The organism is Parendozoicomonas sp. 2304DJ65-17 (assembly GCF_058148445.1).
Window position 1 is genome coordinate 42890 of sequence record NZ_JBYVJV010000006.1, and the last position, 19290, is coordinate 62179.

General features: G+C 47.6%; 21 protein-coding genes. 8 read left to right on the forward strand and 13 right to left on the reverse strand.

Annotated elements, in window-relative coordinates; all coding sequences use genetic code 11:
• Positions 1-26 precede the first annotated feature (26 nt).
• From ACY2RR_RS15440 to ACY2RR_RS15470, 7 genes are all read left to right on the forward strand, one after another.
• Positions 27-1022 (forward strand): homoserine kinase, encoded by a 996-nt coding sequence (locus ACY2RR_RS15440; RefSeq protein ID WP_490109063.1) that lies wholly within the window; start codon positions 27-29, stop codon positions 1020-1022.
• A 64-nt stretch (positions 1023-1086) separates the two neighbouring features.
• Entirely contained in the window at positions 1087-2343 is a 1257-nt protein-coding gene (locus tag ACY2RR_RS15445) for a hypothetical protein (protein WP_490109064.1), read from the forward strand.
• A gap of 28 nt (positions 2344-2371) precedes the next feature.
• Positions 2372-4162, forward strand: coding sequence for a hypothetical protein (locus ACY2RR_RS15450; protein WP_490109065.1), 1791 nt, complete (start codon positions 2372-2374; stop codon positions 4160-4162).
• Between the two features lie 53 nt (positions 4163-4215).
• Positions 4216-4731: a Fur family transcriptional regulator gene (locus tag ACY2RR_RS15455; protein WP_490109066.1), complete on the forward strand. Its 516-nt coding sequence runs from the start codon at positions 4216-4218 to the stop codon at positions 4729-4731.
• Positions 4724-5515 (forward strand): zinc ABC transporter ATP-binding protein ZnuC, encoded by a 792-nt coding sequence (gene znuC, locus ACY2RR_RS15460; protein WP_490109067.1) that lies wholly within the window; start codon positions 4724-4726, stop codon positions 5513-5515. The genes ACY2RR_RS15455 and znuC overlap by 8 nt, the downstream gene beginning before the upstream one ends.
• The gene (znuB, locus tag ACY2RR_RS15465) at positions 5515-6327 is read left to right on the forward strand and encodes a zinc ABC transporter permease subunit ZnuB (RefSeq protein ID WP_490109068.1); all 813 of its coding nucleotides are present in this window, start codon (positions 5515-5517) and stop codon (positions 6325-6327) included. The genes znuC and znuB overlap by 1 nt, the downstream gene beginning before the upstream one ends.
• Positions 6328-6334: 7 nt before the next feature.
• The gene (locus ACY2RR_RS15470; protein ID WP_490109069.1) at positions 6335-6883 is read left to right on the forward strand and encodes a hypothetical protein; all 549 of its coding nucleotides are present in this window, start codon (positions 6335-6337) and stop codon (positions 6881-6883) included.
• Here the strand turns inward: ACY2RR_RS15470 and ACY2RR_RS15475 are convergent.
• From ACY2RR_RS15475 to ACY2RR_RS15535, 13 genes are all read right to left on the reverse strand, one after another.
• Positions 6876-8126: a sensor histidine kinase gene (locus ACY2RR_RS15475; RefSeq protein ID WP_490109070.1), complete on the reverse strand. Its 1251-nt coding sequence runs from the start codon at positions 8124-8126 to the stop codon at positions 6876-6878. The genes ACY2RR_RS15470 and ACY2RR_RS15475 overlap by 8 nt on opposite strands.
• Before the next feature lie 76 nt (positions 8127-8202).
• Positions 8203-8877 (reverse strand): response regulator transcription factor, encoded by a 675-nt coding sequence (locus ACY2RR_RS15480; RefSeq protein ID WP_490109071.1) that lies wholly within the window; start codon positions 8875-8877, stop codon positions 8203-8205.
• A gap of 148 nt (positions 8878-9025) precedes the next feature.
• The gene (locus tag ACY2RR_RS15485; protein ID WP_490109072.1) at positions 9026-9475 is read right to left on the reverse strand and encodes a DUF6160 family protein; all 450 of its coding nucleotides are present in this window, start codon (positions 9473-9475) and stop codon (positions 9026-9028) included.
• Between the two features lies 1 nt (position 9476).
• Positions 9477-10007 (reverse strand): hypothetical protein, encoded by a 531-nt coding sequence (locus ACY2RR_RS15490; protein ID WP_490109073.1) that lies wholly within the window; start codon positions 10005-10007, stop codon positions 9477-9479.
• A complete protein-coding gene (locus tag ACY2RR_RS15495; protein WP_490109074.1) occupies positions 10004-11443 on the reverse strand; it encodes a coiled-coil domain-containing protein in 1440 nt (479 codons plus the stop codon). The genes ACY2RR_RS15490 and ACY2RR_RS15495 overlap by 4 nt, the downstream gene beginning before the upstream one ends.
• Entirely contained in the window at positions 11437-12483 is a 1047-nt protein-coding gene (locus ACY2RR_RS15500) for a DUF6160 family protein (protein WP_490109075.1), read from the reverse strand. Before ACY2RR_RS15500 ends, ACY2RR_RS15495 begins: the two co-directional genes overlap by 7 nt.
• 72 nt (positions 12484-12555) lie before the next feature.
• Complete coding sequence (locus ACY2RR_RS15505; protein ID WP_490109076.1) at positions 12556-13977, reverse strand: hypothetical protein; 1422 nt, start codon at positions 13975-13977, stop codon at positions 12556-12558.
• Between the two features lie 69 nt (positions 13978-14046).
• The gene (locus tag ACY2RR_RS15510) at positions 14047-14913 is read right to left on the reverse strand and encodes an alpha/beta fold hydrolase (protein WP_490109077.1); all 867 of its coding nucleotides are present in this window, start codon (positions 14911-14913) and stop codon (positions 14047-14049) included.
• An 88-nt stretch (positions 14914-15001) separates the two neighbouring features.
• Complete coding sequence (locus ACY2RR_RS15515; RefSeq protein ID WP_490109078.1) at positions 15002-15646, reverse strand: SCO family protein; 645 nt, start codon at positions 15644-15646, stop codon at positions 15002-15004.
• A 20-nt stretch (positions 15647-15666) separates the two neighbouring features.
• A complete protein-coding gene (gene cyoE / locus ACY2RR_RS15520; protein ID WP_490109079.1) occupies positions 15667-16572 on the reverse strand; it encodes a heme o synthase in 906 nt (301 codons plus the stop codon).
• Positions 16573-16643: 71 nt separating this feature from the next.
• Positions 16644-17660: a COX15/CtaA family protein gene (locus ACY2RR_RS15525; protein WP_490109080.1), complete on the reverse strand. Its 1017-nt coding sequence runs from the start codon at positions 17658-17660 to the stop codon at positions 16644-16646.
• A 6-nt stretch (positions 17661-17666) separates the two neighbouring features.
• Positions 17667-18245 (reverse strand): hypothetical protein, encoded by a 579-nt coding sequence (locus tag ACY2RR_RS15530; protein ID WP_490109081.1) that lies wholly within the window; start codon positions 18243-18245, stop codon positions 17667-17669.
• Positions 18245-18982, reverse strand: coding sequence for an SURF1 family protein (locus tag ACY2RR_RS15535; protein ID WP_490109082.1), 738 nt, complete (start codon positions 18980-18982; stop codon positions 18245-18247). The genes ACY2RR_RS15530 and ACY2RR_RS15535 overlap by 1 nt, the downstream gene beginning before the upstream one ends.
• A gap of 98 nt (positions 18983-19080) precedes the next feature.
• Here ACY2RR_RS15535 and ACY2RR_RS15540 point away from each other — a divergent pair, with 98 nt between their 5' ends.
• Positions 19081-19290: a DUF2909 domain-containing protein gene (locus ACY2RR_RS15540; protein WP_490109083.1), complete on the forward strand. Its 210-nt coding sequence runs from the start codon at positions 19081-19083 to the stop codon at positions 19288-19290.

Genomic DNA, 19290 nt, shown 5'->3' on the forward strand with positions numbered 1-19290 from the left:
CAAACCAGGAGCCAGGATAAACAACAATGTCAGTGTATACACAGCTCTCTCACGAGGATTTTTGCAGTTTCCTTTCCCTTTACGATCAGGGAGAGCTGATTAGCTGGAAAGGCATTGAGGCCGGTATTGAAAATACAAATTACTTTGTAAACACCCGGCACCCTGAATCTGGTGAACACAGTTTTGTTCTAACCATATTTGAATACCTGCCTAAAGAGCGGCTTCCATTCTTTATCCAGTTTATGGAATTGCTGGCGGAATCCGGATTGCCGGTTCCAGCCCCCGTTCACGGGCTGGATGATAAGCCTCTGCGTGAACTCAAAGGCAAGCCCTGCATGCTGCAGCCCCGCCTGCCCGGCCATCATGTAGACCCAGCCGACCTTACGATTACTCAATGTCAGGCTATTGGTGAAAACCTTGCCCGTATTCATGTTGCCGGTATGGGAGCACCATTCTCTCAGGATGATCTGCGGGGAATGGAGTGGATTAAAAAACAGATCAATCGACTATCTCTTCTGCTCCCCAGCGAAGAAGCTGAACTGCAAGCCGCCCAGTGGCAGGACATTACCACAGGACTAGCAGCAGAACCCGACCTGCCAAAAGGCCTTATTCATGCCGACCTGTTTGTGGATAACGTGTTGTTCGAAGGGGAGCAGGTCACTGGAATGATCGACTTCTTCCAGTCCTGTGAAGGCTGGTTGCTATACGATGTGGCAGTAACTGTGAATGACTGGTGTCGCCAGCCTGGTTCTCTTGAGCTGGATGCAGCCCGAACCGAAGCATTCCTTAAGGCTTATCATGCTGTTCGCCCTTTCACAGACAGCGAAAGGCGCTGCTGGCACCTGATGCACAGATTAGCCTGTTTGCGATTCTGGATTTCCCGCCTGTTAACCTACACCTACCCGGAAGAGCCTGCCGAGGATGATCAGGACGAGGTTATCCGGCACTTCAAAGATCCTGATGAATTCAGGGATATGCTGGAGCTGCGCACAGAAAAGTCTTTTGCCCTGACGCTGCCATAACCGTAAAAAAAAACTTACTCCTGCCGATAAAGCCTTGGATTTCCAGGGCTTTACAGGCGGGCAGATGACGCCATTTTCCTCCAGCCGACAACGAAAAATGAGCCTGCCCGACTTTCTGCATGCCCAGAAACATCGGCAGTGCCGCCCTGAAAGAGCCTTTCTTCATGATTATCCCTACTGGAAAACGCCGGATGGCAGAGTTCTCTGGCTGGATACTCGCAGGCCACACCGGGAATATATGGTCAGGGCCAGCTCTCCAGAGGAGTTTTACCGCAAAGATATTATCCGCAGAGGAGTTATTCTGCTGGATAACTACCTTCCACCAGCGAAGAACGACACTCCCATTCTCAAGCGGAAAGCCAAACATAGAAAAGCTGTTAAGCAGTTATCAGCCAAACCTACCCATCACTCCAGCTCTTCCGAATACTCACCCCTAAGTGACTCTGGCAATGAATCCCGGAAAGTTAATACCACCAAACACTCTCACAGATATCATCGTCGATCTTCACGGGATAGCTCACTTGAACATCAACAGAGAACTCCGCCAACAAAGCCTCTAACAGATCAAGAGTTTCACCAAGCCATTAATGATCTGTCTCCGGAACAACAAGTCAAAAGCTCAAAACCGGCCGCCAAAATCAGAAAGGACTTCAGACTGGAAGAAAACAACCGGGAGACTATGCGGGGTTCTCTGGTGGAAAGGATCCGTTACTTCCTTTCCAGAACCTTGTCTGAAAAGCTCCCCACAAAAGAGCAAAGCAAGATGAACTGCCTAGGGATCAATGAGAAAGGACATATCGTTCTTACCAAATCCAGCTGGTTTTCTTTTTTCTTCCCTAATGCTCATATCCGGAACTTCATGAATATTTATAAAAAAGTTCTGGGCAAGCACCTCAGTACACTAAACAACATCCGTAAGCTCTACGACCTGCCACCGCTACGTGCGGAGTATCCATGGCGAGAAGGCCAGTGCCATGCTGACGTTATCAGTACCCAGCTTCAGCATATTGAGCAGGCCAACAGCACTGATTTTATGATGCTATTGAACATGCATGTTGAGCGTACCTACTTTTTTCTTAATCATCAGAAAGACAGCCGTCATGTTCCTCCGGTTATTCAGGAGCAGTTAATTCATATGGGCAAGCTGGTTGTTGATTGGATGACAACAACACCCGCAGAAGGTGAGCTGATTGTTCAGTACTACCATAAAGCGCTGAGCAGCCTGAGCCGGGACCCAAAAATTCGTAAGCGCTGCCCCGCACTTGCCCGCGAAATTATAGGCTGTGCACAGTCTATTCTTGAGATACAGATCCGAGATTGACTCTCCAGGGATTGGAGCCAGACAAAATATGCCAATTAAAAGCATTATCGAATCACGGTCACTTTCTGATTTTTATAAGTTCTACGATAAAAATCAGAGGCAGTTTCGCACAGGCAAAAATACGATCCTCTCAGAAAAGCACCATCTGGAAACCAAAGATGGGGAGGTGGTTTATCTCTCCCCCGAAGGCGCAATAAGAGTTGTGTCCATAGCCGAGGCTTATGACAAGGATAAGTCGATACTGGAAAGCTCCTGCGAGCTTCTAAAAAAAGCGAGCGACCCAAAGCTAAGAAGCCGGGAAATACGAAGAACAAATTCAGCCCCTGCTGGCTTCTCTCACCACGTATCAGAACCACCCGCCCGAAAGCTTACAAGACAAAACAGCGAAACAGCTGTTCACGAGATCAAGTTTCCACCGCCATCAAAAGAGTCTTTAAAGCATGAAGATTCGGAAGAAGTTTCATCACCCAGAAAAATAAAACCTCTTCTATCAGGTGGCTCTTCTGAATCAGAAGATGAGACAACGATTCACTCGCCTATTATTTCTACGGTTTCTCCAAAAGTGGTTCACACGATTCACTCACCATTATTATCTTCCACTTCCATCTCCAGCAGCTCTGACGAAGACTCCGATGATGAGCTTCTTACAACAAAAGAAGCCGTCATTGATTCGGGGCATGAACAATCGCCCAAACCGAAACGTAAAAAGAAACGCCGGTATTCCAAAAGAGTCTCGCAAACTGAAAGTTATTCCTCAGATTCTGATTCAGGCACAGAAGTCGAGCACAAAAGAAAAAGCGTAAAGGGACGCTCCGTTCCAAAAGTACCCCTCAAGCAATGGCGGGAGCAAAGAGAAGCGGAGTCAGAGAAAACCATCGAGTTTGCCAAGTCAGAACCAACACCAGATAAGCAGGGCGAAACTAAGAAGGAGTTTCTCCGGCAGTTAAATATTCTTCTGGAAGAACAGGGCTATAAAACCCCGGAAGAGGAAGAAGCACACCGCCCACTCGTTTATGGCGCTCTTGTTGATCCGGAAGCTGGGGTTATCTGGCCCCAGGATAACTATGGGCACTTCGATTTCGATAGGTTAACCATTGATATCAGCAAGTTTTCAACAGCAGCGATTAGTGCACATATGCGCCGAGCTGCCAGAAAACTTCAGGCTCACAGACTCCACTCCAGCGAGCAGGTCGACGATAGACGAACCATTCTGTTAAGACGTCTGAATGAAGAACGGGCGGTGATGAAAAAGTTTTGTAACAATCGAGAGATTAAAGCCAAGACGCTCTCACAGTGGGTAAGTGGTTACACACACAAACGAATTGATGACCTGCTATTCAAAACTAATCAAACCATGGATTCCGGAGTCATACCGGCTGATGACTCCGAGCGCGAGGAAAAACTTCAGCAGGACCTGAAGCTCATTGACTTGCTCATCAGCGCTCTGGAGAGGCAGGCAAGCTACAGATCCAGACACTCAAAGGTAGATTTCGTCCCCTATAAGCCCGTTAAAAACACAACAATCTGGGCTGATCTTGCACAAATGACCACAAACTCACCCTCTTCTGAAGCCTCTCATCTCGGAGAGAGCACAACTTACTTATTTTCTAAAAAAGATGTGGAAGATTTTCGGACTCATTTCACCAAAAGGCTAGCAAAGGCTCCCTCGGACTCTCCAAAAGAGATGAAAGTATGGAAAGAGTTTTGCCCACTTGGTGACCAAGAAGAGCAGTTAAAACGTATGAACCGAATGAAAAGGCGCTTAAAGAGCTCTCAAGGAAGGCAGCCTAATGAAAAATTCTTTAGTTCCTTTACCTGAGCCATACCCAAGAATGTTATATTGTATCCTTTCACATTCTTGGGGTTTTCTGTGTGACCACAACCGCCGAACCTGTTCTCCACGAGAGTAGAGCCTACACAAATCACGATCATGACTCCTGCATACACTCGGCTCTGGAGCGTGCTGCTGTTATCTGCCAAGAAAAAGGGCAGCGCCTGACAACTCTGCGCAAGCAGGTTCTCGAACTGGTCTGGCAAAGCCACAAGCCAGTAGGGGCTTATGATGTTCTGGCTATGCTCTCCAAAGGTCAGGAACGTCCCGCGGCACCTCCTACAGTGTACAGAGCTCTCGACTTTCTGTTGGAACAGGGCCTGATTCACCGGATTGCTTCCCTGAATGCTTTTATTGGCTGCAGTTGCCCTGGTACACCTCATGCTGGTGTCTTCCTGATTTGCGAAAACTGCCGCACGACCCGCGAGCTGGACAGCCACGACAATATCCAAAACCTCCAGACTGCGGCTAACAACACCGGTTTCAAAACCACTAAGACTCTTGTTGAAATAAGCGGCCTTTGCCCCAGCTGTCAGGAGGAGGCTTCCAATGAGTGAAGCCCTGCTGTCACTGGATGATGTTCAGGTGGCCTTTCATGGGCGAACAGTTCTCGACAATGTCTGCCTGAATCTCAACAAGAGTGAGATTGTTACCCTGATCGGCCCCAATGGAGCCGGGAAGACTACTCTGGTCCGGATAGTTCTCGGCCTGTTAAAACCCTCCAGCGGCACCCGGAAAGTTCAGCAGAGCCTGCGTATTGGCTATATGCCACAGAAGCTTCAGATTGAGCCAACAATGCCTCTGACCGTAGGCCGATTTCTCAGCCTTGCGGGTGCAAACAAAAAGGAAATTCAGGAAGCTCTCTCCAGAACACTTTCTCAAACCAAAATAGGGCAACTTATCAACAGCCCCATTCAAAGCCTTTCCGGTGGTGAAATGCAGCGTGTTCTTCTGGCCAGAGCTCTCCTACGTAAACCGAATCTTCTGGTGCTGGATGAACCCGTGCAAGGTGTAGATGTCACCGGCCAGCGCGAGCTTTACAAATTAATTGCGGAACTAAGAGACGAAACCGACTGTGGTGTGTTGATGGTTTCTCACGACCTTCATCTGGTTATGGCAGCAACAGACAACGTTATCTGTCTGAACAATCATATCTGCTGTTCAGGGCACCCCAGCCAGGTTAGCCAGCACCCGGCTTATCTGCGTTTGTTTGGGGGAGAGTCTGATGAACTGGCCGTGTACAGCCATCATCATGATCACAACCATGATCTCGATGGGCATGTGATTGGCGGATGTGGACATTCTCACGGCTCAGAAAATAACAAAACAGATTCTTTATAATGATTGATCTATTTCTTTATCCACTGCTGGCTGGCCTTGGCGTAGCCCTGGTTGCTGGCCCATTAGGTACCTTTGTTGTCTGGCGCCGGATGGCATACTTTGGGGAAACCCTTTCCCATTCAGCACTGCTTGGTGTTGCTCTTGGCTTTCTTCTGCAAATAGACCTGAACCTTTCTGTCGCTGTGGTTTGTTTTGTTCTGGCTCTGTTGCTTGTGTGGCTGCAACAGAAAAAGCTGATGGCCACCGATACCTTGCTTGGCATTCTGGCCCACAGCTCGCTTAGCCTTGGTCTGGTTGTTGTCAGTCTTCTAGGGGCCGTACGAGTCGATATGATGGCCTACCTGTTCGGTGACCTACTGGCAGTTGGTGCTTCTGATCTGTTCTGGATATACGGCGGAGGAGTTGTTGTTCTCGGGCTGCTGGCACGATTTTGGACATCTCTGATTTCAATTACCGTTCATGAAGAGCTGGCCCAGGTTGAAGGTGTACCAGTTGAGCGCATTCGTCTGTTGTTAATGATGTTAATCGCTCTTGTGATTGCCGTAGCCATGAAGATTGTCGGCGTACTGCTGATCACTTCTCTTTTGATTATCCCTGCAGCAACTGCGCAACGTTTGGCAAAATCCCCTGAGCAGATGGCTATTGGCGCAAGCATTCTGGGTATGTTGTCCGTTACCGGCGGCATGTGGGCCTCTCTGACCTGGGATACGCCAACCGGGCCATCAGTCGTTGTGTGTAGCGCAATGCTGTTCCTGCTGGTAATGTCTGCTTCAGCACTCACAGGAACCCAACACAGACGCCAGGTATCTTAATCAGAATATGAATCGACTGTCGTTTTTACCATTGATGGTTTTGCTTTTTCTTGCAGGTTGCCAGACAGCTCCACGGTATTCGAATCAAAACCAATACAGTGCAACTGGCCCGGTGATTACAGCAATTGAGGCGGATATAGCTGCTAATCGTTTAACCCGGCCAACTGGCAACAATGCCATGGAGAAAATTCATCGCCTTGAATTGATCTCTCCTAACGACCCGCTGGCAGAAAAGTATCGTGAAAAGGTTGCCAGACAACTGGTAAACCTGGGACAAAAAGCCTTTCTGAATAAGAAGTATTACCGGGCCAAAGTACTGGCTTTACGTGCTTTAGATGTTTCTCCAGCTTATCCAGATGCCGGATACATTCTTGATGCCATAAGAGAAGCTCAGAAACCTTTGTCAGCCCCTGTTTCATCCGGACTTCCCACAGAAGTTGTTGAAATTGAGCAGGTCTCAGCGCCGGCTTCAGTGGGCATAATTACTGTGACAGTCCCGGATGTTCAGGGCACTGTTGAAGATCTGGCTCCACTATCTACGCAGCAAACTAACTGAAGAAGATAGAAACTTCTAAGCCACTTCTACCAGTAGAACCAGATAACTCAATTCTGGCTCGGTGGAGGCTGCAGATAGCTTTCACCAAACTTAATCCAAGACCATTTCCTTTTGTAGACCGGTGCTTTTCTAACCTGTAAAAGCGCTTGAATACATTTTCACGCTCATGAGCTGGTATTCCCGGCCCGGTATCAGTCACCTTCAATACAGGCTTCCCATCTGAAGCTTCTAAGCTGATAGAAATACGTCCATCTTCCGGTGTGTATTTCATGGCATTCTCAAGAAGATTAGATAACGCCTGCAGCCAGAGCCCTCCGTCACCGGTCACAATTACAGGGTTTTCAGGAGTTGAAGCCTCGAGAGTACAGCCTTTTTCTTCAATAGCCGGGCGATAAAGCTCATCAATGGAGAGTACAAGATCAGTCAAATTAACAGGTTCAAAATTGCGGCTGCTGGAGTCTTCTTCCATTCGCGCAATGCGCAGTAGTGAGGAAAGTATTGTCTCAAGCCTGTCTATCTCTTCGATAATATAAGCAATCTCCTCTGATCGAGGCAGATCTCCAATCTGGAGCAGTTCAAGCTGGCTGCGAACCCGGGTAATCGGTGTACGTAAGTCATGGGCTATATCATCAGTCACCTGGCGCACGTCTTTCACCAGAGACTGAATACGATCCAGCATGGCATTGATATTAATAGCCAGTTCATCGAAGTCATCCCCGGCACCTTTATGGGGGATGCGGCGAGAAATATTGCCACCAATAATATCCCGACAGGCATCGTTAATACTTTCCAGTGGGGAGGTGTGCTGGCGAGACACAAAGTAAGCTGCAAGTAGGGCAAGAAGCAAGGTCAGTCCGCCACCGCCAAACATAATGACTCGTATTTCTTCTATCGTTTCAGAAAGATAAGAAAGATCCTGGGTTATGCGAAGGTAACGACCATCAGGCAGCTCAAAATCAACATGAAAGAGACCACTGTCCCCTTCAAAAAAGGTCTGGGTGAGCCAATCTTTTATCTCCGCATCAGATTCATGAACCTGTATATCGATGCCTTCCTCTTTGGATTGAAGAATTTCCAATGAGGCGAATGGGTCTATCCGGCTATCCACATGAAGGATTTCCAGAAACTCTTCAGGTGAGACTTCCTTAGACAGGCTCTGGTAATACTCAGCATACTCCCTGACGCCATAGGCTCCTTCTTCAAGGCTATGCTCCAGAAACAATTTATAAACGACAAATAACAAGCATACGAAAGCCCCCCACAAAAGCAGGAAACAACAAAGAGTCAGCTGAAAACTGGAGCTTCTGAAGATACTTCGTTCAGGCACTGATTAAATATCCTGTTCCGCGAACAGTCTTGATCAGTTTTTGTTCTGAACGGCTATCAACCTTCTGCCGCAAACGACTGATGTGAACATCCACAACATTAGTTTGAGGGTCGAAACTAATATCCCAGACATTCTCAAGCAGCATAGAGCGGGTCACCACTCGATTAGCATTCAGCATCATATACTCCAGAATGCGGAACTCCCGAGGTTGCAGTGTAATCGCTCTTTCTGCTCTGGAAACCTGTCGCTTTAGTCGATCGAGGTGTAAGTCTGAAATAGTCAGAGAGCTCTCCTCCTGACGCACCACAGGTTGCCTTCTGGAAAGGTTTTCTATTCGGGCAAGTAACTCAGATAAGGCAAAAGGTTTACACAAATAGTCTGCTGCGCCAGATCTAAGCCCCTCAACACGCTGATCAACTTCATTGAGGGCACTCAGGATGATAACGGGCGTTTCTATGCCTGACTCTTTGAGCTGACCAGGAATTTCCATGCCGTCAAAATCCGGCAGCATCCTGTCGCAAACAATGGCATCAAACTGCCCGGTTAAGCCGGCATCCAATCCAAAGGTTCCATTTCCTGCAACTGTTGCATGGTAGCCAGAGGCTTTTATGCCTTTTGAAATGGACTCTGCAAGTTCCAGATCATCTTCGATAATAAGGATATTCATACGACTGCCCCCTGTTATTTAATGCTTATTCGAGAGCAGTCCTTACACTACATGAAAGAGAGCTCGCAGAGGAGCGGCCACTATATGAGAAACCTCTACGAAATTTAAATTAACAAACGTTAATCTTTGTAAAACTCTGCATCTGCAGTTATTTCACCCCAATTTCCCACTGAGAGTGGAGACTTGGATTGAATATTTGAACTGAGTGAAGTGCGGTTTTTGGGCCGAGATTGACTGCTCCAACATTCACTTTCTCGGCTTCGGTTAAACGGTCTAACGCAACAAAACTTTTACCACTTCGCTCAATGACATCAACCTTCATAACACTGGTCAGACCAGAGTTATCTGCTCCTGAAGATCCGTTACCAGTATGAACGTTTTGTAATTCAAGATACGTGTCCGAACTTGCGTCATTGCTCTTCCAGCGAATATTGTTCTGGGGTGCATTATCCGCGCCCTTAGCCAATGACGTTTCGTACTCAATGGTAATACCAGCCTGACCGCTGAAACCGTTCAACTCATCATCTTCTATAGATTGCAGCTCTGCCAGAGCAGAAGTACTGACAATCAGGAATATCCCTATCGCCAAACGTTTCATATCAGTCCACCGGGAACAGCTGCAAGTTGCCAGTCACAGTGCTGGAACCGTTAAAGTTCAGGGATATCAAATCCCGCTGCGTACCTCCGGGAGCTGCTTGTGGAGAAGAAGCTATAACAAAGCTCAGGTTTTCATAATTGAGTTTGCCTTCGTAGGCAAAAGTCACTACATCCTGAGAACCCTGACCCGGAATATCTTTTTCAACAATGTCCAGAGTTGCAGGCTCTGAGTCGTCAGCAAAACGACCAATACTTAACTTGCCTTCAGCAACATCCAGGATCAGCCAGCCACTGTCTTCGTCACCCTGAACGGCAACTCGCGTTCCACACTTGCCATCATTTACGGAACAACTGCCATCTTGGTTCTTACGCCATAGCGGGCCACCATTTTCGTTCAGGCCAACTTCAAGGGAGAGAGTAATAGCCTGAGCCGTGCTGCTGGAAAGCTCCGCATCATCAAGTGCTTTCAGCTCAGCAAAAACAGGCAGTGCCAGGACACTTAACCCTGTAAAAAAAAGTGATAATCCCTTCATAAGTCGTGCGTCACTGCCTCTAAATATTGAATACGAAGTCCATCTATTTCTGCAGAGCCAAGATCAAACCCTCCAATGGGTTGACCACCACCAGCAGGGCGTACACCTCCATGAGTGACGTTACCCATATAGATATAAGACTTTTGTGCATTTGCGTAATAGTCTGCTGCTGTCGCAGATGTCACGGGTGCTAAACGAAGCTTTACGTGACCTTCCGGAGTAATGGAGAAGTCCAGCGGCTGGCTTTTGCCGTAACCCAGCTTTAAATCAAAAAAGAGGTCAGAAAAGTAATAGGTAAAATCACCACGTTCAGCTGCAGTATCGCAATTTGATGCCGTTAAATCACAACTGCTCAAATCCAAAGTCTTTACGTACATGCGCAGCCCAAGTTCACCATCCAGTACACTTTTTCCACCTCGTGTATTGGTGAACAGGCGGAAGCTGGAGCCGTAGAGATCCACACCAGTCAGATCATAGTTATGATTATCTGTTCTTTCGCCATCAGCATCCGTCACCTGATAGCTGAAGCTGATACCAACATCAGCACCTTCAACACCATCTGCCAGTTTGTTTCGCACATTAGCAATGGCTGCTTCACGGGCTTCGCGACCGGACTTCAGCTCCTGAGCTTTATTAGCAATCTGTGTTTCTTTTGGGCCTATCTGAGCCTGTAAGCCTGGAATCTGGTTGGATTTATCATTTCTGCTGTTTTGAAAACCATCCCTCTCACCAATAATGCCCCGGTACTCATCACGCAGCTGCTGACAACGATCCAGACGACCAAACACATAGCCAAAACAACTTAAACCACCATTGGTGATATTTCCCCGGCTAAAACCTTCGCTCAAACCTTGCTGCACCTTGGCTTCAGCTTCGGTGTTCTTTTGGGCAATATCAGCATCTAAACCAACAATCTCAGCCTGTAGCCGACTAATACTATTTCGAATAGAAACCAGTTCGCCCTGCAGTTGTGACAGCGGTGCCAGAAAAACACCCAGCTCTGTATTCAGGGTTTTGATTTCATTAATAGTGGTATAGATATTCGGCCCACGAAACTCTGGCCACAAAAGCTGGAGAACCGTACTGTCATTTGGAATGCTGTTGATATCACTGCCGGACGTTATATCAATTTTGAAAGGGTTATCCAGCGCACCAAAGCTGTAGCGTCTATCCAGTGTTCCCCGATCACTGCCGCTTCCTTTCAGATAAAGCCGTGATACAGAAATACCGATTTCATTGCCGCTGGTATCATTTACACCACCAATCTCCAGCTGTCCGGCAGAACCATCGTAGCTGAAGTCATCAAGTACCACTCCAACTCCGGCACCTTCAATACCCGATAACGCATCATCTTCCAGCGGTGTCAGGTCTGCATGCGCATAACCAAACAACAATATTGAGAATACAAAACTGGAAAACCGGTGCGTTTTTAACATCCAACAGTCCCCTTACCACCGCTCTGGAAGCAGGTTGCCAGACGTTCAATACCGTTAAATACCTGAGTAAAGTTTACGTTTATAGGTGCTTGCAGATTCCCTTGGGCATCCCGAAACTTCGGAACATTAAGGAAAGCACCAGCACGAGTATCAACCGGGGTATTGGTTTCTAAGTCTCGCCATTGAATATCGCGGTGACCAAACGCCAAGAACAAACCTTTCGCCGCACCTTCAATCGTGTCGGTGTTAGGGTTGTCAGCAATATTCACATTACCAACGGGAAGAGAGCGATAATCTCTAAGGCTGAAACAAGTAGACAAGCCAGCTGCTTCACAACCATTTGAGGTCAGAATACCCAGCAAACCACCCAAGCCTGCAAGTAGGCCATTATCAGTTTGCAGAGCCTCTCCATTTGGAATACCAACAGTTGAAGCTCTAACATTGTTTGGTGAGCCATCAGGGTTCACCAATTGAGCTTCTGCCGTCATGTTTGCATCACCCGCAATGCTTGCGGCTAGCCGGATCAGGAATGGTGCATCATCACCAACCGCATCACGAATCTCCTGCATGGTTCCAGAGATGCCAACATTAATATTACCCGTCAGCTGATTAATATCTCCTGAAAGCATGCCTTTAGATTCACCAAAACCAACACGCATACCAACAATCTCTTCGCCTTCATAGGCAAACTCGAGATAAGGGTTTCGAATCTGGAAGGGGACAATGTCACCATTACCATTATTGCTGACATATCCAAGAGCGAGGTTGTCGATATCAATATCTGAACCGACATTACCATCACGAACACGAGTACCGAGAGATAGCTTATCTACGTTAAGCTGGGTTTTAACATCAATACCAAGATTAACACGGGTATAGCGGATGTTATTAATTTTATCTGTCGCCATGCTGATAACAGCCTGGCCAGTTACATCACTCAGGCTTTCATCATCTAAAGACTGAAGTGCCGCATGAGTTGCAAAGGCATAGCAACTTAATGTAAGAAGCAATACCTGCTTTAAAAGAGAAGTAGAGCACATAATGGGATGTATAATTGTTTTTATTTTTTGGCATCATACATCCGCAGTTACCACAAAAAACGTTACCATTTCTTAATGTTTTTGGGCTTGCAGGTTTGAAAAGAACTCCCCTAAAAACTCTCTGACTATTAATGTTTTTCTGGTTTCATCTCCACTGCGCTGCACAGGATTCCAGCCAAGCTTCTTAAGTAATGCTGCACTGGCTTCTTTATCTTCTCCTGCCATGATTGCTACGTCTTTAAGAGTTACCCTGCCCAATTCCCTGTAAAGATCACCTTCCTGAACATGTATCGCCTTGTCATCAGATTCATGTTTCAAATTAAAAACAGGCAACCCAATGCAGTGCATTTGATCCATCATTCGGCATGCCTTCTGCATCAATTCATCTTCATGAATCTGAGCAACCTCGAGTATAGATAAAACACTGATGGCATAAGCATTATGGCTTGCCGGCGTGCCTTCATTGAGCAGCGCACTAGCTGGCATATCAGCGAATACCGTCTGCCCTTTTTCCAGCCATGCTGTATACCAATCAGGTTTTTCATCGACCTCAAAAGCATCTGTTAATTTGAATCCCAAACCATTCAAAATTGTTGCTGCCGGCACGCTGACAAGCTCTCCTGCGGTGAGCCCCACCATTTCATTCTTTTGCTGCAACATTGCAGCTAAGGCTTCGGGGGGTAACTCCTGACCACAAAAATAAGTCGCCGTTTCCATAGCGTTGTAATTAACCAGAGATGAAGAGGTGCTTTGAACAACGCCACCCGGCAAGTATTGCAAAACCATTTTCATCATTGCTCGGGCCTGCTCAGGAGAGCGAGTCTCATCGCTTTCACTGTACAATCTCATGAGCGAGTACATATCATTGCCACCAAAATCAGAGATACGTTCTCCAAATATTTCAGGCTGGCTGACGGCCATAGCGAATAACAGGAACCCTCCACTGCACGCATCATTTTGCAACACACTGTATAAGCTGCTGGCTTCGAGATTTTTCAGGATTGGCAGGAAAACTTGCAGTAACTGATTGAGCTGATCAGGCTGAAAAGTCTTCAACAGCTTTTTCGTTCCTTCCGGGTCTTCTTTCTGCAGTGCAAACAACAGGGTTCCACCTTTCTTGGCATCCTGTTCAAAAATCAGCTTTAGCTGTTCTGGTGTACATTTCATAAGGCTTTCGGGATTGGGTAAAAGGTCGTTTTCTAGATAAAGGCCTGGGTGAGCGCCCTCTACATCCCTCAGCAGATGGTTGAAATACGAAGCCGTACCTGAAGGGCTGGTCGGAAGCAGGGGTACACCTTTAGCTCCTGAAATATCGTAATCAGTCCACGTTTTCCCATATCCAGCCTTCAGGCCTCTGGGGAGGTATTTCTCAGGTACGCACTTTTGCACCAGACGCAGACAGGCCGTTTTCAGATAACTTTTGATATTGGCCGGGGAAAGCTTATGAGAAAGGCCACGAATCTCGTCGCCAGTCTTCTGCAAAAGGGGCTTCATGGCATCTGGACCCGAGAAGGTGGAATACCATGAATATCGGCAGAAAGGGGAACAAAACCAGCCCTGAACTTACAGCGTGTTTATAAAGCGGTTGATCACTTCAGAACACTTCTGGGGAGCTTCCTGGGGCACCATATGCCCGGCACCTTCCAGCTCTACGAGCAGGTGCTCTGGCTGAAGCTTTTGCCACTTTTTCAGAGCATCAACCCCCAGAACATTGCTGGTAGCACCACGAATCCCCATAACCGGAACAGTTAAGGATTTCAGTGCTGCCCAGACATAGGGAACAGTTCGGTAATTATGGGCTTCCCACTCTCGCGGATAGGCCAGCCCAAAACCATCACTTTCTTCAGATATACCGAAGTCCCCAAAGTCTGACATCGCTTCCGGGGTAAAGGCTGAGAACGCTTTCTTGGGCTGATGAAAGTCCACAGCCTCCTGACGGCTGGGCCAGAAGTTTGGCCGTCGATCCGCTATAGCGGCCATAGGGTTAACCTTCGAACTGAGCTTTTGCAGGGAACGAAAAGTCAGCCACTTAGCGGTGGGAATAAAAACCGGATCAATAAGTACCAGTGCAGAAAACAGGTCTGGTCGTTTGGCTGCCGCAAATGTTGTTGCCACAGCTCCCAGAGAATGTCCCATACCAACAACGGGACCTTTGTTTTGACTCTCAAGGAAATTGATCAGATCATCTGCATAAATGTGCCAATGCATGCTTTTGCTGGGCAACCCTGCGCTTTCCCAGGTACCTCTGTGACCAAGACCAAAAACATCGCCTTCAAGCTTATCTAGAAAACTGCCGTAGGTGCCGAAGGGGTAAGCATTGGCATGGTAGACATGAACAGGCTTTGAGGAAGAGCTCTCCCCCTCAAAGCTGAAGTAATGAGCAGGTTGGTTATCGAGCTGAATATCCTGTCGAGATACAGTTGGCATCATGGCGTTATTATTCTTATCAAATCACTGCTATTGAGACTCTCATAGTGATTTGTACGAATAAATAGCAAACTCTGCCACAGCGATTGGCTTAGAACGCCTGATCAACCTTCACCAAAGCGTCTGCCAGCTCCTGAGGTTTAAAAGGAGGACGCAAGAATCCCTGATAGTCACCCTTTGGATTAACCAGAACTACCTGAGCACTGTGCTCTACAAGATAATCATCAGAATCAGTATCTCCAACTATCTCAAATGCCACGTTCAGTTGTTGCGTTAAGGCTTTCAGATTTGCGGAATCACCAGTCACTCCAACAAAGTCCTTATCAAAGAAATCCACATACTGGGCAAGCTTGTCCGGCGTATCGCGCTGAGGGTCAACGCTGACCAGTACAACATTTACCTTCTGGGCAACTTCCGGGTTGATGGCTCTCAACTCTTTCATCACCTGTGCGAGATTTGCCAGCGTTGCCGGGCAGATATCGGGGCAATAAGTGAACCCGAAATACATCAGAGTCCAGGGGCCCTCCAGATCAGAAGCTTGGAAGGATTCTCCATTGGCCTTTTTCAATGGATTAAAAACAAAAGATCTGGGCGTTTCGTACCACACCACACCCTGTTCGCGCAAAGCTTCGGTATCCAGGGTTGGCTTACCGTTGAACTTGTTAAATGTCAGACCTATTACCGCCAGAACAACCAGCGCCAAAATCAGAACCGTCTTGCGTACACCTGCGTCCATTTATTTTTAACCTTTTCGACTTAACCCAGATAGAGATAGTGATCTGCCAGTAAAACCACAAACAACAACATCAGATAAGTGATGGAGTAGTGGAATGTTTTAATCGCAGCATGTGGGCGAGATTCCCGAAGCAATGCCACCGCCCAATACAAGAAACGCAATCCAAGTGCTGATGCTCCCAGCAGATAAATCATGCCGCTCATACCGGTCATCCACGGCATCAGGCTGACTAACAACAGAATCACGGTATAAAGCAGAATATGAAGCTTGGTATACGCCTCACCATGAGTCACCGGCAGCATAGGAATATCAGCTTTGGCATATTCTTCCTTTCGATGAATAGCCAGCGCCCAGAAGTGCGGAGGAGTCCAGGCGAAGATAATCAAAACAAGCAGCAAAGCATTACCGTGAAACTCGCCGGTTACGGCAGTCCAGCCAAGCAGGGGAGGTGCTGCTCCGGCAATACCGCCAATAACAATATTCTGTGGAGTGGCGCGTTTCAGGAACAGGGTATAAACGACAGCGTAACCAAGTAGAGAAGCCAGCGTAAGCCATGCTGTCAGTGGATTAACCATGGCCAGCAAAATGCCCATACCAATCACACCAATCGCCAGAGCAAAGAGCAGGGCATTCAGTGGTTCAACCTTGCCAGTGGCCACAGGGCGCTTCATGGTACGCGCCATCACCGTATCTATACGACGATCAACAACATGGTTGATCACCGCCGCAGAACCTGCACATAAGGCGATGCCAATGTTTCCAAAGAACAAAACATCCAGGGGAACCATACCCGGTGTTGCCAGGCACATACCGATAACAACAGTCAGCACCATCAAGGCAACGACTTTTGGCTTGCACAACTCCAGGTAATCCCGCCAGCCTGCAGGTTCAACTATGACTGTTTTGCTTGCTCGTGTTATTCCCATAACCTTCCACCTTTTATCCTTATTTTTATTATTCTTTCCGTGTGGTGATCAAGACTAAAACCTTTAAAGCTCTATGCCCGTTCTAACCTGAGCCGGTAATTTAACACCATCACTGAAACCAGCAGTAAAGCTCCACCCAGGTTATGTGCAACGGCAACCGAAAGGGGTAGATAGAAAATGATATTGCTCAATCCCAGACACACCTGCAAAGCAAGTGCTCCCAGCACAAAACCATAAACCGGCTTTAAATTTCCCGCCCCGCGCACAAGACCTTTTATTGCCAGAAACCCAAGCAACAGCGTGGTTAGGATAGCCCCTATCCGGTGCGCCATATGAATAGCAATGCGGGCATCGTTATCCAGTTTTCCACCAAGATAATTTGGTCCGATGGACTGCATAACATCAAACCCTTCTGAAAAATCCATAGGTGGCAGGTACTGTCCCTGACAGGTTGGTAAATCCGGGCAGGCAAGAGCCGCATAATTGGAACTCGTCCAACCACCTAATGAGATTTGTGCAACCACAACGAGCAGCGCAACAATTGCCAGCTTTCGGGGTTGGAAAACTGATGCGGAGAAGGTTCTAACTTTTTGCCACGCCCCCGATAATCGAAAGGTCAGCAGCGCCAGCAAACTTAACGTGGCAAAACCTCCCAATAGGTGAGCAGTGACCACCTGTGGCCAAAGTTTCAACGTCACTGTCCACATACCAAAAGCAGCCTGCAGAATAATCAGCCCGAGAATAAACAGTGGCAGCTTTACTGGCTGGCCTTCACTTTTTCGATTTCGAACAGCGCTTACCGCAATCCCAAGAACAAGTAGAAGCAGTGAGCCCGCCACATAACGATGAATCATTTCCGGCCAGCCCTTCTCGACTTCTACGGGGGCATCCGGAAAACGTTGTTCCGCAATCATTATTTCGCTTGCTGTTTCAGGTACAGTCAGAAAGCCATAACAACCGGGCCAGTCCGGGCATCCCAGCCCTGCATGCACAAGGCGGGTCCAGGCTCCAAGACCAACCACAACAATAGCGATTAATGTTGCGAAAGCTGCCAGCCAGAATCCGGGCTTATGAGATGATGTCATCATACTTCTTTACCCTATACGGCTGGCTTTCAGCATTTTTTCCAGGTCTTTCAGGATTTGCTTGCCCGAATGTTCCTTGCCGTACCAGAGCATCACATTCCCAAGTGGGTCAGTAAGAAAAACTCTTACGGATTCATCGGTGCCATAGGAAATATTGGGCATTCTCCCTGTCAGCACATTGAGTTCTTGGTGTTCTGTTTTCAGAAGCTGGCTAAGTGAACCTTGTGGCACTTCTTCGGAAATAAAGAAACGTGAAACACGTGTGGAATTACGATTCAGAGCAATATGAGACTGGCGGGTAAGGTAGAGAAAATCCTGACACGCCTGCACACACTCTCCTTCAGAAACAACAATAATGCCCCACTTCCCATCCAGCATTTCTGTGTTAAGACCGCTGGCTTGAAACTCTGATAAGGAAAGGGGAGTGGAGAGCATATTACCTTTATGGCTTCGCCCTTCTGGTAAAAACTCACCGGCAAAATACATCCATGCAGCCAGTGCTAAACCGCCAAACGGAATGAAAATAATAAATAGCAATTCCAGTTTGCTGGATGACTTTGCTTCTGCCTGTATCCCTGCTTCTACCATCAAGGTAACTCCTGCTTTACAGCTTGTTTATTATTGCTTTTATCTTTTCTGAGAGCCCAAAACCCCAGCACTACCAAAACCAGAGCCATGGCAAACCACTGCATGGCATAACCAAAGTGCCGCGACGCGGGCATATTGGTTAAGAAAAAATTCTTTTTCAGACTGCCCGGTTGATCACTATCCTGCACCAGTAACCATGACTCCGTCGTGACACCCAGAGCTTCCTGCATACGTTCCTGATCAATGGCCTGAATCACTTTAGGCCAATCTTCACTCCAGACATCTTCTGCAAGAAGAAATGCTTCACCTGCTGGCTGCCAGCTCTGGCCAGCAATGGTCACTTTCCCATCCACAACCGGGACATCCGGCAAACGACTGCGGTCAGGAATTCCGGCAATCCAGCCACGGTCAACTATTACTGTTTCACCGGTGTCGACCAGAAAAGGCGTAAGAACGTGAAACCCGACTCGCCCTTTAAACGTCCGGTTATCCAGAAGGAAGTTGCGTGAGTTATCGAATCGGCCTGCCAGAGTCAGCTGGAAGTACAGAGGATCGTAAAGCCCTTTCAGGTCGGAGACAGAATAAGTACCACCTCTGCGCTCCTGGTACTGATTTTCCATGGCGAGTTTGGAGTCGTATCTCTCCAACTGCCAGAAACCCAGCCCCACAAGAACAGGGAGCAGGGCGACTACCAGTAACACTATTCGAATTCTGTACATCTCGCGGATTCGATACATCTACTTCATCCGTTTCTGGATTTATTATTTTTATCTGCCAGCTTTCCTGTGTTTATACGACGCAGTAAGCTGGTAATTAAAAACAAGCGGAGAACCCCATGTGGATCAAAGTCGCCATTGTTATCCTTCTTATCGCCATGATCGCCAGCCTTGTGAACGCCTTTATCGGGCTGATGAAGGATAGAAGTGGCTCTCCCCGTCTTGTCTGGTCACTCACGTCCCGCGTACTTATGGCGGGGTTAATTTTAGCGCTGATCCTTTACGGTAAGATCAGCGGCCAACTTGATATTTCTGCGCCTTGGTTATGA